Annotated in this window: 16 protein-coding genes; 3 read left to right on the top strand and 13 right to left on the bottom strand. The window is 42.5% G+C overall.

Features of this window, described 5'->3' with window-relative positions; translation table 11 throughout:
* Positions 1–19: 19 nt before the first annotated feature.
* Complete coding sequence (gene msrB / locus ORQ98_RS17980) at positions 20–421, bottom strand: peptide-methionine (R)-S-oxide reductase MsrB (RefSeq protein ID WP_274690194.1); 402 nt, start codon at positions 419–421, stop codon at positions 20–22.
* A gap of 211 nt (positions 422–632) precedes the next feature.
* Here msrB and ORQ98_RS17975 point away from each other — a divergent pair, with 211 nt between their 5' ends.
* The 3 genes from ORQ98_RS17975 (at position 633) to ORQ98_RS17965 (ending at position 3,071) form a co-directional block, all read left to right on the top strand.
* Positions 633–1,847, top strand: a complete 1,215-nt coding sequence (locus ORQ98_RS17975) for a pyridoxal phosphate-dependent aminotransferase (protein ID WP_274690193.1) — start codon at positions 633–635, stop codon at positions 1,845–1,847.
* A gap of 168 nt (positions 1,848–2,015) precedes the next feature.
* Positions 2,016–2,447 carry a hypothetical protein gene (locus ORQ98_RS17970; protein WP_274690192.1) on the top strand — a complete coding sequence of 144 codons (432 nt, stop codon included), beginning with the start codon at positions 2,016–2,018 and terminating at the stop codon, positions 2,445–2,447.
* 459 nt (positions 2,448–2,906) lie between these two features.
* Positions 2,907–3,071, top strand: a complete 165-nt coding sequence (locus ORQ98_RS17965) for a PA1571 family protein (RefSeq protein WP_274690191.1) — start codon at positions 2,907–2,909, stop codon at positions 3,069–3,071.
* Positions 3,072–3,249: 178 nt separating this feature from the next.
* On the opposite strand, the gene pdxB is transcribed toward ORQ98_RS17965, so the two are convergent.
* From pdxB to ORQ98_RS17905, 12 genes are all read right to left on the bottom strand, one after another.
* The gene (gene pdxB / locus ORQ98_RS17960) at positions 3,250–4,413 is read right to left on the bottom strand and encodes a 4-phosphoerythronate dehydrogenase PdxB (RefSeq protein ID WP_274690190.1); all 1,164 of its coding nucleotides are present in this window, start codon (positions 4,411–4,413) and stop codon (positions 3,250–3,252) included.
* A gap of 181 nt (positions 4,414–4,594) precedes the next feature.
* Positions 4,595–5,068: a type II secretion system protein M gene (locus ORQ98_RS17955; RefSeq protein WP_274690189.1), complete on the bottom strand. Its 474-nt coding sequence runs from the start codon at positions 5,066–5,068 to the stop codon at positions 4,595–4,597.
* Positions 5,065–6,312 (bottom strand): type II secretion system protein GspL, encoded by a 1,248-nt coding sequence (gene gspL / locus ORQ98_RS17950; RefSeq protein ID WP_274690188.1) that lies wholly within the window; start codon positions 6,310–6,312, stop codon positions 5,065–5,067. Before gspL ends, ORQ98_RS17955 begins: the two co-directional genes overlap by 4 nt.
* Before the next feature lie 9 nt (positions 6,313–6,321).
* Entirely contained in the window at positions 6,322–7,707 is a 1,386-nt protein-coding gene (gene gspK / locus ORQ98_RS17945; RefSeq protein WP_274690187.1) for a type II secretion system minor pseudopilin GspK, read from the bottom strand.
* Between the two features lie 215 nt (positions 7,708–7,922).
* Positions 7,923–8,645 carry a type II secretion system minor pseudopilin GspJ gene (gene gspJ / locus ORQ98_RS17940; protein WP_274690186.1) on the bottom strand — a complete coding sequence of 241 codons (723 nt, stop codon included), beginning with the start codon at positions 8,643–8,645 and terminating at the stop codon, positions 7,923–7,925.
* Entirely contained in the window at positions 8,642–9,040 is a 399-nt protein-coding gene (gspI, locus tag ORQ98_RS17935; RefSeq protein ID WP_274690185.1) for a type II secretion system minor pseudopilin GspI, read from the bottom strand. Before gspI ends, gspJ begins: the two co-directional genes overlap by 4 nt.
* The gene (gspH, locus tag ORQ98_RS17930; RefSeq protein WP_274690184.1) at positions 9,018–9,641 is read right to left on the bottom strand and encodes a type II secretion system minor pseudopilin GspH; all 624 of its coding nucleotides are present in this window, start codon (positions 9,639–9,641) and stop codon (positions 9,018–9,020) included. Before gspH ends, gspI begins: the two co-directional genes overlap by 23 nt.
* Positions 9,642–9,650: 9 nt before the next feature.
* Positions 9,651–10,874, bottom strand: a complete 1,224-nt coding sequence (gspF, locus tag ORQ98_RS17925; RefSeq protein WP_274690183.1) for a type II secretion system inner membrane protein GspF — start codon at positions 10,872–10,874, stop codon at positions 9,651–9,653.
* A gap of 26 nt (positions 10,875–10,900) precedes the next feature.
* On the bottom strand, positions 10,901–12,385 hold the full coding sequence (gspE, locus tag ORQ98_RS17920) for a type II secretion system ATPase GspE (RefSeq protein WP_274690182.1): 1,485 nt from the start codon (positions 12,383–12,385) through the stop codon (positions 10,901–10,903).
* A 71-nt stretch (positions 12,386–12,456) separates the two neighbouring features.
* On the bottom strand, positions 12,457–14,364 hold the full coding sequence (gene gspD, locus ORQ98_RS17915) for a type II secretion system secretin GspD (RefSeq protein WP_274690181.1): 1,908 nt from the start codon (positions 14,362–14,364) through the stop codon (positions 12,457–12,459).
* 6 nt (positions 14,365–14,370) lie between these two features.
* Positions 14,371–14,994, bottom strand: a complete 624-nt coding sequence (locus tag ORQ98_RS17910) for a type II secretion system protein N (RefSeq protein WP_274690180.1) — start codon at positions 14,992–14,994, stop codon at positions 14,371–14,373.
* 256 nt (positions 14,995–15,250) lie between these two features.
* Entirely contained in the window at positions 15,251–16,375 is a 1,125-nt protein-coding gene (locus ORQ98_RS17905; RefSeq protein WP_274690179.1) for a beta-ketoacyl-ACP synthase III, read from the bottom strand.
* Positions 16,376–16,515 lie beyond the last annotated feature (140 nt).

Raw genomic sequence — 16,515 nt, 5'->3', positions numbered from 1 at the left:
CTCAATTTATTGATTATGATTAACACTGTTTTTTCGGTGAAAAATCTAAAGCAACAGAGTTAATGCAGTACCGTAGTCCAGTTGGCTCTGGACCATCTGGAAATACATGTCCCAAATGAGCATCACATTGACTACAAAGCACCTCAATGCGCTGCATTCCTAAACTATTATCACCCGCTTCTGCAACAGCACCACTACTAATCGGTTGCCAATAGCTTGGCCAACCAGACCCAGAGTGATATTTATGGTTTGAGTCAAAAAGTGCCTGACCACAACAAACACAGTGGTAAATACCCTCATTATCATGTGACTCATATTGTCCAGAGAACGGTGGCTCAGTCCCTTTTTGTCGGCATACCCGGTATTGCTCTTGGGTTAACTGTTGCTGCCATTGGGAGTCTGATTTGTCAACTTTTGCCATAATTGACCTCAATTAGCCAGTGATTTATCTATCTTTACCCATTACAATTCTGCTTAATCTCAGCCATATGAAGAAGTATACCCAAATCGTTGGTATCCACAGGCTTAGATTAATTTGGAAAAAGCCTTTATTGATGTTTGGTCAATAAACCTTGCTCAACCAACATAGAACGGCTTTTTCTCAGGAAAATTTCTTGTTACAGGGTCATACCATGCAGTTGGTAGATAAGTCTGAGAAGTTGATTGATGTCTGTTATGACATCCGTGGTCCCGTACTCAATGAAGCGAAGCGCCTCGAAGACGAAGGCCATCGCGTACTTAAACTGAATATCGGCAACCCCGCCCCTTTTGGTTTTGATGCACCTGAAGAGCTAATTCAAGATGTCATTCATAACTTACCTCAAGCCCAAGGGTACGGTGACGCTAAAGGCTTATTTTCTGCCCGTAAAGCCGTCATGCAATATTACCAACAAAAAGGCATGCTGGATGTTGCCATTGATGATATCTACATTGGTAATGGCGTTAGTGAATTAATTGTGATGGCCATGCAAGCGCTACTCAATAATGGTGATGAGCTATTAATTCCCTCTCCAGACTACCCCCTGTGGACAGCCGCAGTAAGCCTATCAGGAGGCAAGCCCGTACACTATCGCTGCGATGAGCAAGCCAACTGGTACCCTGACCTTGATGATATAAAGCAAAAAATCACCCGCAAAACCCGCGGTATTGTCATTATCAACCCTAACAACCCAACAGGTGCCGTATACCCTAAAGCATTTTTAGAAGAGCTGGTTGAGTTTGCCCGACAGCATCAACTGGTTATTTTTGCTGACGAAATCTACGACAAGATTTTATACGATGACATCCAACACCACTCATTGGCCAGTCTGGCTGATGATATTCTCACAGTTACGTTTAACGGATTATCTAAGTCATATCGAGCTGCAGGCTTTCGCTCAGGCTGGATGGTTATCAACGGCCCCAAGCAAAAGGCCAAAGGCTACATTGAAGGCTTAGACATGCTGGCATCAATGCGGTTATGCCCCAATATGCCTACCCAGCATGCTATCCAAGCCGCTCTAGGTGGTTATCAAAGTATTAATGACTTAGTGCTACCTGGCGGGCGTTTAAAAGAGCAACGCGACATCACTTGGCAGTTACTCAATGAAATTCCAGGGGTCAGCTGTGTTAAGCCAACGGGCGCCTTATACGCTTTCCCTAAGCTGGACCCAAAGGTTTACCCTGTCGTTAATGATGAACAGCTGGTACTGGACTTACTTCTACAGCAAAAAATCTTGTTGGTACAAGGCACTGCCTTTAACTGGCCAGAGCCCGATCATATTCGCATTGTGACTTTACCCCATGCTGAAGACCTACAAGATGCCATTCTTCGCTTTGGCGAATTTTTAGAACAATATTTCCGTTAAACTTAGCGTGACAATTTGACGACAAGTCAACTAAGTTTTCTTATAGGTAGCTACACCGTGATGCACCCCACTCATTGGTGGGCATCACTAAAGGTTGCCTTTCTTGATACTGTTTTAAAGATAGTATTTTCAATAAACCGCTGACCCAAACTATATAGTTGTTAACCTATGGCCGATATTCATATTGACGACTTTTATCATGATTGTGCTCACATCTTACTTCGGCTGTATCGGGTTTTTCCCCGCAGCAGCACACTGTATGTGGATGATATCATTGGTAGTTATACACCTGATGAGTTTGGCATTCCCCATGACCGTCACCTGGCATGTTTTGGTTGCATGCTTTGGTTAGGCAGCGAAGGTTATTTACGCTATCAGGATACGATCCGTCAGGATGCTATTGATCAGGCAGTGTTAACGGAGATGTCCTTTGTTCGCTTAGCAGGGCTTAACCTACCCCAACCAGAAGACCCAGAACTTCCACCCTCAGTAGCTGAACAACAGGCTACCCTGGCTCAACAGCTGCGTAACGCCGTGCAAACCCAAAGCGCAAACAATGTTAAGCAAGTACTGAAGACCTTTTTTACCAACTGCCGATAGCCCTATATTTCACCAAATACTGACTGTCTCCTTTCTCACGCACAGCAGCCATGACATTCAGCACTTTAGTGACTCTTGCCATGGCTGCTTGCACCTTTTGTAGCAGCTAGTGGACCATGTGCAAAATAAGGTAACAACTTTACGCATGGACCACTAGTAGCGACAAGTTGTCTGTATAAGTAGAAATCCTACGTTTTAAATAAGCGTATACTTACATATAAAAGGTTTTGCAAATCAGTGTTTCTTTTAATAGTCCTGAATGGTATAAAAAAAGCCCTTCAAGGTAGTTGCAGGGAGTAAGCATCCTCGTTTAACCTCACAAAAAAAGGACTAAAAACAATAAAGTGTGATCCACTAAACGCCTTAGCACTTTGGAGTAAAACTAAACTAATAATAATCCAGTCATAACAGGTGCTTTGGTAATAAATCTCATGTACTGATTAGGCTAAGAGGTAACTTATGCGCACCCAACCCATGATAACGACGAAGTCCCCACGACCTGAAAACCTATTGTATGGCGCAGCCATCATTGATGAAAATGGTAATGAAATTCCCATTACGGAACAAATGATTATGAAAGCCTGTAAAAGGCTGGAAAAAGCCTGGGTTTATAAGAAAAAGTAACCCAACTGTCACATAAAGCGAGTCACTTATAACAACATAGCCGATAGCTTCACGATAATTAGGCCTTAACAAGCGAGTTTCCTGTGATCTGCTCTCTACATAAAAACACCGCCAATAGCGGTGTTTTTTTATACCTTCGAGAATGCTTTTCAGATAGTCACTTGCAAAAAAAATGTCACTAAACTGTTACAATATTAAAGTTAAGCGCCTTCAGTGCAGAACTGACCTTACCGGAACATTTCTTAATTTTAATTTTTACAGTAGAAAACTCCCGTCGACTACGATAATGCTTTCGTAGTGAGTCAAATACCTGAGCCGTAGAGGCATCTTCTGCTAGGGCCCGAAGGCTATTACGAAATAGTGCATCATCCTGTCTTACATCGTAAACAGAGCGAATAGAGGTAGATAGCACTTCTTCCAAACTAGCATCACTACTGAAACTTAAGGCTTTTAACTTAGGTAGCGGCTTTATACCTTCTACTCTCACCCGGCTAGGTAACCCAAATGCACGACAAATGGCTCGATACACCATTTCAGTACCAGCAATTTTGCCATCAACACTATATCCGGCAATATGAGGGGTTGCGATCGTTATTAAAGGCAATAGTTGACGATTAATTTCCGGCTCTTGCTCCCACACATCCAAAGCTACTGTCAGTGGCTTCCCAGCCAAAAGTGAGCTCATCAGCGCCTGATTATCCACTACCGCACCACGACTGGCATTAATTAAAATAGCGTTGGGCTTTAGCTGGTCTAAACGAGCAGCATCCAGAAGGTGATAAGTGGGGTAGTCACCCGCCTCTGTTAATGGTGTATGTAAAGTGACAATATCACTTTCAGCCAGTAATTGATCCAGGGAAACATACTCACAGCTTTCGTTTTCTTCTGTTGCTTCTAAAATGGGGTCATTCACAAGACAAGTGACCCCCAACTTGATTAATGCTTGATATAAACGATCCCCCACATTGCCTTTACCAACAACCCCCATCACTTTATCTTGCCAGTTAAAGCCTTGCTGCTCCGCCAACACATCCAACACACTAACCACATACTCAACCACCGCATTAGCATTACAGCCAGGCGCAGCAGCAAAATTAATCCCCTGCTCTTCCAAATAGGCTAAGTCGATATGATCGGTACCAATCGTACAGGTGCCCACAAAACGGACACTACTGTTAGCAAGTAATGTTTGATTAACCTGGGTAACTGACCTCACCAGCAAAATATCAGCATCCGCTACCTGCTCAGGACCAATCTCCCGTCCAGGGTAAGTTGTAATATCCCCAATAGACTGGAAAAAAGCATTAAGTAATGGAATGTTTTCGTCAGCAACAATTTTCATAATCGGTTCTTCAGTAAACTGGATAGACCTTTTCAATATAAAAGCGACCACAAAACGTTATGAGCGAAGCAAAGACAAGGCAAAAACTGACGAGAAAGCGGAGTTTATAACTAATAAACAAGCATTTTGAGTCAGTTTTTAACGCCGTATTTGCAAGCGCAGTAGTTTTGTGGCCGTTTTTTTAGATTACAGGAAATTCCGCTCGTATATTAACAACCCCTGCATCTGACTGCCGGCTCACTTGAATCGCTTTCACATTAACTTGATGGCGAGTTGCTAATAAATTTAACCACTTTAATGTAGAAGTAAACGGCACCTTCTCCAGCCACAGAGTTACCCCTCTTTGCCCAGGTTCCAGACGGTTAATTGTTAACCCATGTTGAGCTGCCTGGGTAGTAATCAACTGACGTAGCTGGTTCACATTTAAACTGGTTCGCTGGTTTTGTCCACCTAACTGCTTTGCCTGCTGTTGACGCTGCTCCATAAATTGATAGGCTTCCTGCCAATAAGCCAAATCACTTTCTGCCGCCGCATAACGACTAGCCAAAGGCTTCCAAATCAATAGATACAAGCCAGCAATCAGGATAAAGCCTGATAATATCATTAAGGCCCGGCGATCATTAGCCGACATTTGTTGCCAGTACTGCTGAATCATCCTGCCTCCTGTTTAACAGCCAAGTTTTTCACAACAATACGCGCCACCACTTGTTCTTGGTTGTGATTTGCTGATTTCAACTCCGCATTCAGCCCCTGTTGCTTAACAGCAGCTAATAATTTATCGACTGAATCCAGTGATGCTGCATTAACTTCCAGGGAAAACCGCCCTTGCTCACGAAAGTCAATGTTTTTCACCGTAATCTGGCCATCAGGTAATTTCTGTTGGGCCTGCCCCCATTTATGTAATGCTTGTAAAAACGCTAAGCCTTGGTCAACTCGGCGACCTTGTAACTTCGCTTTAAACTGATCATAGACATCCACAATCGTATCATTGGGAAACAGCTGCTTATACAGTTCTACAGCAGCTGTTTCATACTGCTCTGCCTGCTTTTCCAACTGTTTTATTTGCCAGTAATGGCCGCTCCCCCATAAAGCAATCGCCACCATTCCTGCTGCAATTGACCAGCGCCACTGTCGTAATACACCACTATCTGCCTGCTGTAGCTTAAACTGGCCGTGGCGCAAATTAATTCGCTTTAATTCTGTATTTTGTAAAAAGTTTGTTGCCATCCAACACAAGGTTGGCATGGTTTGTTGTTGCCAGCTAAGCAAAGGAATAGATGGCAACGTATCAAGTGCTGCATCCCCTAAATAAACCCCCGCTAATTCTTCTTCAAAACTAATCACAGTGCCTAGCAACATTGACAACTGCTGGGTATTAATCAGACTAAATTGCCAATCAGGTAACCTTAAAACAGCCTGATCAGTATCAGCAATCAGTTGATTGGCTTCTGTGGCTAATAAGATAGATGCAGGTACAATCCGGTCAGGCTCAACTCCCTGCTCCTGACAATAGCCTAGCACCTGCGCAAGATAGACTTTATTGACTGCAATCACTGGTACCAGCTGTTGTTCAGTCACCGCCAATAACGTCAGGTGATACTCTTCTACATCTTCAACCAGCTGCTCTTCCAACAAAAAAGGCACAGACTGTTCAATATGTTTACGCTGTTTAGAAGGCACTTTCACTGCAGTCACTGTACAACGCTGACTGGGTAGTACCAGAACCGTCTGCGCTTTAGGCTTGGCTTTTAACTGCTCCACTAACACCGCCATGGTATCAGTAACCACAGTGGTTGCTGCATTTCCTTCGGCATCACTCCAGCACCAACTCAGGCAAGGTTTTTCCTGATCGACTGCTGTTAGCAACTCATCATGCCATTGAATAAAACAATCACTCATAGCTTCACTTTACGAAGTCTCTTTAGTAAAAATCGGTTCTGGTAACCAACGCCGTTTATATACAATTACTTCATCTTGACTTTTGCGATAGAAATAACTGGTTAATATAGTTTCATAGTCGTTTAATCGAACGGTAAATTGGGCGATGAAATACCGGCTATTTAAGCTGATTAACTTCTTTTGTTCTAAATCCTTGATTTTATACCCATCTACTCTACCGCAAGAACTTAGCTCTGTACCTATTGCATCAATATTTTTGTACTGATCTTTTTTTACCCGCTTTTCAAGGAACTTTTCCAAATGAGATTGATCTAGCGATTTACCTTTCATCTGACATACAGCTTTAATTAGCTCTTCAGAGGCTGTATAGATATTAATTGGCGTTTGATTATCACTTTCTTTGTCTGGCTCTGGCAAAGCAACCAAATTTTCTGCTAAAGGCAAGTAATAGGATTTACCTGACTTTTCTCTAATATACCTTACTAATTGCAATTCAGAAACATGCTGTAATGGTTGGTTCGCCACACGATAGGGTGTTTTCAAACCTAAATACTCTAAATCTTCTGAGCCATCAGTATTTTTTTTGTTTATCCACTTTGTAATTTCTTTCAATAAATCTTGAGGAATTTTTTGAGAAAGTTGTTGTTCAATTACATTTCGATAGCTAGTAAAAATAGCTTCAATATCCTTATTAGTTACCTCTTTGTCCTTACTGTCTTGCTTTCCATTTTCATTATTATTTGGGTTATCATTCCCTTCTTCACCTGTTTCCTCATTATTTGAACTATTACGCTGGTTGTTTCTGTTTCGTATAACTGTTTTTTCTAAATACAAATTATTAATATTAAAATACCCCTGAGCATCTTTGACTTCCATCAAAATACCATCTTCACACTCTATTGGGCCTTTATCTTTTTTCTCATTATCTTCTTTTTCTTTACGCTTTTGTTTTTCTTTTTCATCTTCCAATTTAGGGGTAGCAATACCACTGTCATTGACTTTTAAACAACGAGGTTGCGCCCAAATTTCACCTAAATAATCTATTTCTTTACCGTCTTCTTTATCGCTTTTTAAATCTTCGGCTAACAGAATCTTTACATATTCTTCAGTACCAAGCGCATACTGGCGCAACATAGCAGAGTGAACATGATGGGTAGTGGCTTGAATAGAAAGATCTAACTGACGAATAATTGCCGCACCAATAATAGCCACTAACGCAAATACCAGTAGGACTGTAATTAAAGCAACGCCCTGTTGTTTTTGCGGCAATGAAGAAGATTTAACGTTTTTCAGTCTCATATTACTCTGAAATTCACCACCTAAACCAGTGGATATGGAGTAATAGGGTGTTCTATAGTTAAGGCAGGGAAGCCTTTTTAACCCTTGATGGGCCATGGATGGTCCTTCAAGGGTGGCGGAAGAATAGCCTGTTATTCCATATCGGACACCAGACTTTATTTTCTGAGTGAAGAGGAATAGCCTTGCTATCTGAGTTAGCAGCAATAGTAACTTCACCCTCACCCCAACCCTCTCCCAAAGGGAGAGGGAGCTGAAAACACTTTTTGCGATTGCACAAGATTTTGGCAGGTGATTTGCTAATATTCGCTTCATCACACTTTACCTTTTGCTACTTCAATTAATACCCGTAGCTCACCAAATAAGGTATGTTCAAAGGTGACTTCTATAGCTTTAGGGAGATTACGGTTGTTGGTACTTCCCTGATTAGGCGATGGTGCATAATCCTTACACTCTTTCCAGTCGTCATCAATATTGGTATTTATACCTCTAGAGCCGGATGTTTTTTCCTTCCTTTCCAAAAACCGCCATTTTAATGATTTAATGCCTGCTAATAACTTCTGCTCATAGAGTTTTGGCTCGGGCGCTTTATCCAATACCCGCCAATAATCCCGTTCTAAAATAAACAAATCATCATTACCCTGCTCTTCTGCTTCCTCATCAGGGACCATCCGATACTGCACCCGTTGCAACTCACTGCGCTCTTCATTTAACGGGTTATCCCAAGCATGATGGGTAAATACAAAAGTCTGTTCAAACTCATCACAAGACCAGGTATCTTCATTGCCACCTAACTCATCACGCACACTACGCGCCACCATATTGCCAATATCTCGCTGCAACATAAAGGTTGCCCGCTGCAAGGCAATCACTTTTTCACTGCGTTCAAACACAGCCGTTTGGGTATTTAATACCGAGCTGAATAATTGGTAAGTAGCCAGCCCAAGTAGTGAAAAGATCGCAACCGCAATCACCACTTCCAATAAAGTGAATCCTGAGAGAGAATTATGCAAAGGAACAGTAGCGGTATTTTTCATTTTAACTTCACCAAATACCCCTGCAACTCTGCTAATAAATGAGGCTCACCATCGTGGTAGTCCAGCTTACGTTCTACTGACACTACTACTTTGCGCATCCGTTTTTCATCACCGGCTTGGGACACATTATGTTTTACTTCCCACTTGCGCCCCGCTAATACCACTTCCTCGGTTTTCTCGCCGACAGCCGGCCACTCATTTTCCAGTTTTAATTCAACCAGGTAGTTTTCAGCAATTAAATTCGCTAAGGTTTTTTCTTCTAGATAAGCGGTTTTTTTAATGGCACCGCCCCCTGCCACCAACAACATAGATGCTGCAATAGCAAATACAGCGACAGCTACCACCACTTCTAATAAAGTAAAACCTTGTTGATTACTCTTCTGATAGAATATCAAAGCCTGATACTCCATCAGTGGTTAAATAATATTGGGTTTTCTCAATGCCAGTATCACTGACAATGGTGAGTTTAAATGGGGTCACTTCATAGCTGGACAAAAAAGCAATATCGGGCACTGGACCCAATTCTTTTTTAATGATCTGGTTATCTTTGAGTCGTTTGCGTTGTTTTGCTAATAAATCACCTATTGGCGAGTCTTTGGAATCAATCATTAAATTTTGGAAAGTTAAGCCACCTGCTAGTTTAATCGGCTTCCAAGGAATTTCCTTATCCTTTCCTGACACCTCCTCTTGCCATTTTCGATTAGAGCGATCCCAGCTTAAAAAACTCAATCGATCTTCCTTTAGTTTAATCCCATAAGACTGATTTTTATATACAGCTGTCGTTTGCATTTGCTCAAATAATAATGCCAGCTCAGACAGTTGCTGTCTTATTTCCCGTTCACGACCACCGTCACCTAAGCTTAATACCGCAACTGATGCCAACACCCCAATGATTACCACTACCACCAATACTTCGATCAGGGTAAAGCCGTTTTGGTTCAAACGAAGCCTCTGGGAGTTTAAGTCAGATTGCAGGGGATGAATAGCCACTTGCATAATCCAGCCCTACATCACTAGCTGGTTTAAATTAAGAATGGGCAACAATACCGCCAACACGATAATCAGTACCACAGCTCCCATAAACAGCAACATAAAAGGTTCAAACAGACCAACTAACATGGTCACAAAACCTTCTAATTCCTGTTCCTGGTTTTCGGCGGCACGGGCCAGCATTTCATCCAGTTCTCCACTGGATTCACCACTGGCTACCATATGCACCACCATTGGCGCAAAAATCCCAGTTTGCTCCAAAGCTGCCCGTAAGCTGGCACCTTCACTTACCACTTGTGCCGTATTACTGACTTTGGCTTTTAATACTTCATTACTGACTACTTCCACAGCGATTCGCAAGCCATCCACTAATGGCACACCACTTTTTGATAAAATACTTAAGGTACTAATAAACCGTGCCGTTTCGGTATTTTTGGTTAAATTACCTATTAATGGCAGCATTAAGTTAAAACGATGAACCTTGTAACGAAAGCCGTCAAATTTCATTCCCTGCTTAACCCCAATCACCAAGGTAATCACCACCAATAAAATAATATGCCAGGAAGCCTTTACCATATCACTGGCTGCAATAATTACTTGGGTTAAACCAGGTAGCTCTTGATTAGAATTAATAAATACCTTAACAATATCAGGCACTACATAGCCCAACAAAAAACCCACAATTAATAACGAAGCTGTTAATAAAATAATGGGATACATTAATGCCATTTTAATTTTTTGTCGGGATTTATGGCGCGCTTCGGTATAATCAGCTAATCGGGTTAGCACTAAATTTAAGTGACCAGCATGCTCACCCGCTGAAACGGTAGCCCGATAGAGTTTAGGAAAAACATTGGGGTATTCCGCCAAGCTGTCAGCCAAACTATAACCTTCTAATACTTTGGCTCGTACTGACATCACCATCGACTTGATTTTATTCTTGCCAGACTGTTCACCCACTGCTCGCAAACACTCTTCCAAAGGCATGCCAGCTTGAATTAAGGTAGCTAACTGACGGGTAAATAAAGCCAATTCATGGACTGAGATACGGTGGCTGCGCTGCACTGAAAAGCCAACACTGCTACTAGATTGAGCTTTACCTTTAGCAGGGGTTACTTGCATTGGGGCCAGTTGTTTATCACGCAACAACTGTCGGACTTGCTTAATACTGTCCCCTTCAATCACCCCTTTTTGTTCTTTACCCGCTTGGGTTAAGGCAATGTATTCAAATGCAGCCATAATCCAACTACCTGCTAGCTCGTTTGCTAATCTTCACGGGTGACTCTCAATACTTCTTCCAAGGTGGTAACCCCTTCCATCACCTTTCGGCAACCATCTTCACGAATACCAGGACCTTTGGTCCGAGCATAAGCATTCATTTGCTGTTCAGAAGCCCCTTCATGGATATGGGTTCTTAGTGGCTCATCCACTGCAATCACTTCATAGATACCGGTTCGGCCTTTATAACCACTGTGGTTACAATGCTCACAACCTTTAGGGCGATATAAGGTAGGTGGGGTATTTGGGCTCACACCCAGCAATTCGCAGTCTGCAGTGCTAGCTTCAAAGGGTTGTTTACAATCATCACATAGCACCCTCACCAGTCGCTGGGCAATCACCCCTAATAAACTGGAAGCAAGCAAAAAGGGCTCCATTCCCATATCTTTTAACCGAGTCACTACACCAATCGCCGTATTGGTGTGAATAGTAGACAACACCAGGTGTCCCGTTAAACTGGCTTGTACCGCAATTTGCGCGGTTTCTGTATCCCGAATTTCCCCTACCATCACCACATCCGGGTCTTGGCGGAGAATAGCCCGTAGCCCACGGGCAAAGGTCATATCCGTTTTGGTATTGACCTGGGTTTGACCAATCCCTTCCAGATTATATTCAATAGGGTCTTCAACAGTTAAAATAGTTCGGGTTTCAGAGTTTAACGTCGTTAAGCCTGCGTACAGGCTCGTGGTTTTTCCTGACCCTGTTGGCCCTGAAACAAGGATAATGCCGTGGGGTTTTAATAATAAATCATGCAATAACTCGTGATCGCGGCTAGACATACCCAAGTGTTTTAAGTCCAGCCGACCTGCCCGCTTATCCAGCAAACGCATCACCACCCGTTCGCCATTATTGGAAGGCAAGGTAGACACCCGAATATCCACTTCTCGGCCAGCTACTCTTAAAGCAATCCGGCCATCCTGAGGAATCCGCTTTTCAGCAATATCCAACCGGGCCATTACTTTAATCCGCGATACCAACAAAGCCGCTAACTGTCGTTTAGGTTCAATGACTTTACGCATCACCCCATCGACACGAAACCTCACTACCAAACGTTTTTCAAAGGTTTCGATATGAATATCAGACGCCTGTTCCCGAATCGCTTCAGACAACACCGCATTAATCAACCGAATAATGGGTGCATCGTCTTCCTGCTCCATTAAATCTTCGGTTTCAGGAATCGCATCGGCCAGGCTGGCCAAATCCATATCATCGCCTAAGTCTTCCATGGCCTCCATGGTTTCAGAGGTTTTCCCCTGATACAACTCACCCATTTTTTGCTCAAAGGCATCTGAAGATAATACTTCAACTGCGGTAGGTTGCCCCACAAAACGGACGATTTCAGAAAACACCACCGGCGTGACAGGTGAAGTATAAAATAGCGTTACTCCTTGTTCCGAAGGAGCAACCAATACCCCATAACGCTTAGCGAAACTATAGGGTAAATTGTTAATAACTGGCTGAGCCAAATCCATAAGTAATAATCTAACGGCTTATTAAACGCTTAATTAAAATTTTAAATACTACTTTTGTATTACAATTTCATTTAGCTTACATCAGGCAAAAGAGGCACATTGGATTTCTTGTCTAATTTCTCCAACAACTCTCTAAATTCTTTTTGTCGTAGCTTCATTTGGTAATATTTTTCATTTGAAGCTTTCTCTGCTGTTTGTCTATTACGAATAATGGTTGGTTTTAAAAATACCATAAGGTTTGTTTTTTCCTTTACTTCTTTTTCTGCACGGAACAACCAACCAATCACAGGCAAATCACCCAAGAAGGGTACTTTATCTTCTCCAATACCAATTTTATCTTTAATTAAACCACCTAGAACTAAAGTTGAGTTATCATCAACAAGTACATGTGTTTTTATTTCTCGTTTACTGTATGAAACCTTATCAGCATCAGAATCAGAGATAAGATCCGAAATTTCCTGCTTAACTTCTAATGTCACTGAGTCACTTCTATTAACTAAAGGAGTCACTTCTAAAGTTAACCCAACATCTCTTCGCTCAAATGTTTTGAAGGGTTCTGTTGACGAAGATGAACTACTACCTGTTTGCTCTCCAGTAGTTACTGCTATATTCTTCCCAACATGAATAGACGCTTCTTCATTATCTAGCGTTATTAAAGAAGGCGTTGATAAAATATTGGCTTTATCATTAGAAGCCAAAGCTCTTACTAAAGATCGTAATGAACCATTACGATAGAAACCTAGAGTAAGCCCACTGCCTAAGCCAATTGCCCCATCTTTACCGCCTGGGAAGCCATCAAAACTTGGAGTTAGACCTGTCTCACTGGTGGAATGGCGTGTACCTGCAAACAGGCCGTCTCCATTAATAGCGCCACCAGATGTTCCCCACTGCACTCCTATCTCACCTACATTTTTGTCAGTTAACTCAACAATCACCGCCTCAACCAAAACCTGCGCCCGACGAATATCCAGCTTTCTCACCGTTTCTTTAATGGTTTTCATTATTTTTGGTGGACCTGAAATAACCAATGCATTAGTTGCCTCGTTGGCTTCAATAGCCACTTCCCTATCCGCAATTTTGGCGTCTTTAGCCCCTTTTTGGATGTTACCCGCCAGTTTTTGTAAGGTTTCGGCTAAATCTTTGGCTTTTTGATAGTGCAGGTAAATCACTTCAGCCCCACCATCTGACCGCTCAGATTTATCCAAGCGACGCACCAAATTAGCCAACACTTTTCGTTTAACGGGATCACCGGCCATTAAAATGCTGTTGCTGCGCTCATCGGCAACAAAGCTAATCCCACGATTTAACATGGTGCCGGATTTAATGGGTGGTACTAACCCTTTTAAAACATTCACCAAGTCCTTTGCACTGGCATGCTGTAATGGAATAAATTCAACATCGATACCACCCGCTAAATCGACTTCCTTAACTATTTTTACTAATTGATCAATATTTCTAGCCCGGTCGGAGACAATTAAAGCATTACTGTCTGGGTGGGCGACCAAATGTCCCGTTTGTGGTACTAATGGCCTTAAAGTGCTGACTAATTTTTGTGCGGAAATGTTTTTGGGCTTTATTACCTGTACCACCATTTCATCATTGGGTTCAGGCTTGTGATTGCCCATCACAGGCACACCACTATGACGAGCAGTGGCATCTGGAATGATTTTAGTCACTTGCCCGGTATTCAGTGCAGTAAAACCATGGACCTGCAATACAGATAAAAATACTTGGTAAGCTTCTTCAGGGGATAACACTTCTTGAGAAATAACACTGACTCGCCCTTTTACGCGCGGATCGATAACAAAATTTTTCCCTGTTCGCTCTGCAATCCACTGAATAAAACTGCGGATATCACCATCCTGCATGTTAATTTTCATTTCAGTGGAAGGACTGGGCTGATTTTGGGCTGACCATCCTACTGGCACGGCTGTCACTATTAGCAGCCATACGGCACAACTACCGATATAACGTTTCATACAACTTTAATTTCGCTGATTAAACCTTGAACGCAGTGCTTGTAATTTTTTTCTAATCTCTGCTTCTCGAGGATTAACCCCCATAGCAGAAAAGCGACTGGGTGAATGAGAACCATAGTGCTGAGGTGAAGATACCCCATCACTTTTATTTCGGGCAATAGATAAAACCTCAAGCTCACCATTCCGCAATAAGGTAATGGATGTAGGCTTGATTCCTTTAATAACTACATTATTCTGGATTTTATCGCCTACCCGGTAATACTTGGCAGGTTGGCTGTTTAATGCAACGGATGCTGCAGCACTACTTGGATCAGAGGAAAAAAATACAGCCTGTAGTGACAGGTTGAGAGTGGTTTCGGGGATATCTTCTACAACAGGTTCAGACTCTTTCACTTCCACCACCTTACCAAACAGTTGTTCAGCAAGTTGACTCACCTGCCCAGCAGACATAGCAAAACCCACGTCTACCCCGCTTCCTTGTGTACCTTTGACAGTCGTGCTTGTTGTAGGCCCCACTGCTATGGCTTGGTTGACTTGACGATATTGGGTGTAGGCATAACCCGATACCCCCGCCAAAATCACAACCGCCAGGCTGGTGTCCAACAAGCGTCGTCTATTTATCTGGGCCAAGCTTCGCTAACCTATTATCTATCCAACACTAGGTTGTCAACTATACACAAATGACGGGGAATATTGAAGTTTGTCACATGACAAAAATGAAATATTCTGTCGTTTATTTTTTAGACAACCCAGTAAAATAAGACAGCTTAAGGCTTGGCTAGTTAGTATAAAATTATTTTTTAGCTTATAAGTATGTAGAATTACTTATTTACCTGGCAATTTTTCGATAGATCATCATTCAAATCCAACAACCACTGAGTCAGTTTCAACATTTCTCAACCACAATACTGCCTACAGAATAACCAGCTCCAAACGAACAAATAACACCGAGGTCGCCTGTCTGCAAGCCTTGGTTGTGTTGATGAAAAGCGATGATTGAGCCTGCGGAGCTGGTATTGGCATACTGATCTAAAATAACTGGCGCCTCCTCAGCTAATGGCTCACGGCCCAGCACTTTTTTAGCCACCAAATGATTCATGCCCAAGTTTGCCTGATGCAGCCATAACCGCTTTAACTGTTGTGCATCCAGCGTTAGCGCTGTTAAATGTTGACTAATATGCTCCGCCACCATAGGGCACACTTCCTTAAATACTTTACGCCCATTTTGTACAAATAACTTATCTCGTTTACCCACGCCTGATGCATCGCAGCGATTAAGAAAACCAAAGTTATTACGAATATTATTTGAAAACTGAGTAGCAAGCTTAGTCCCTAACACTTTAAAGCTTTCTGACTGTTTTTGGCTGTTGGATGCGCGCTCCAACAATACGGCAGTACAAGCATCACCAAAAATAAAGTGGCTATCGCGGTCACGAAAATTCAGGTGGCCAGAGCAAATTTCCGGGCTAATCACTAACACCGTTTTGGCACTGCCTGCAATAATCGCGTTATACCCAGCTTGAATACCAAATGTGGCAGATGAGCAGGCCACATTCATATCGTAGGCAAAACCACTGGCATGTAAATAATGCTGAATCTCCACTGCCATGGCAGGGTACGCACGCTGCATATTTGAGCAGGCGACAATAATCGCATCAACATCAGCAGCCGTTTTACCTGCCTGCTCTAGTGCCTGGTTAGCTGCTGTCACCCCCATTTCACACTGAATGGAAGGTTCATCATTCGAGCGCTCAGATAAGAATGGGTACATTCTATCCACATCCAAAACACCTGCTTTATTCATCACATAACGGTGCTTAATACCAGAGGCTTTTTCAATAAATTCAGCACTGGACTCTAATAATGGCGCTAGCTCACCTGCTTCAATTTGAGCTTGATGAGCCTGGTTATAGGCGGTGACATAGGCATTAAACGAGGCAACCAGCTCTTCATTTGACACGCCTTCTGCTGGTGTATAAAGCCCAGTTCCTGTAATCAACACAGCTGTCATTCTTATCTACCCTCAACAATGGTTGGCTTAAGCCCCACTCTAGATGTCAGTATGTCCCTCGCAAGAACACAGTATTAGACCTAAGCCTTAGCTATTTCAGCTAATGGTAGCAGGTTTTAGTCAGCCAAAGAAACGGTCGT

The sequence above is a fragment of the Spartinivicinus poritis genome, from assembly GCF_028858535.1.
GTDB classification, from domain to species: Bacteria; Pseudomonadota; Gammaproteobacteria; order Pseudomonadales; family Zooshikellaceae; genus Spartinivicinus; species Spartinivicinus poritis.
Note: the sequence above shows the minus strand (reverse complement) of the source record. Positions and strands in the feature narration are given on the sequence as shown.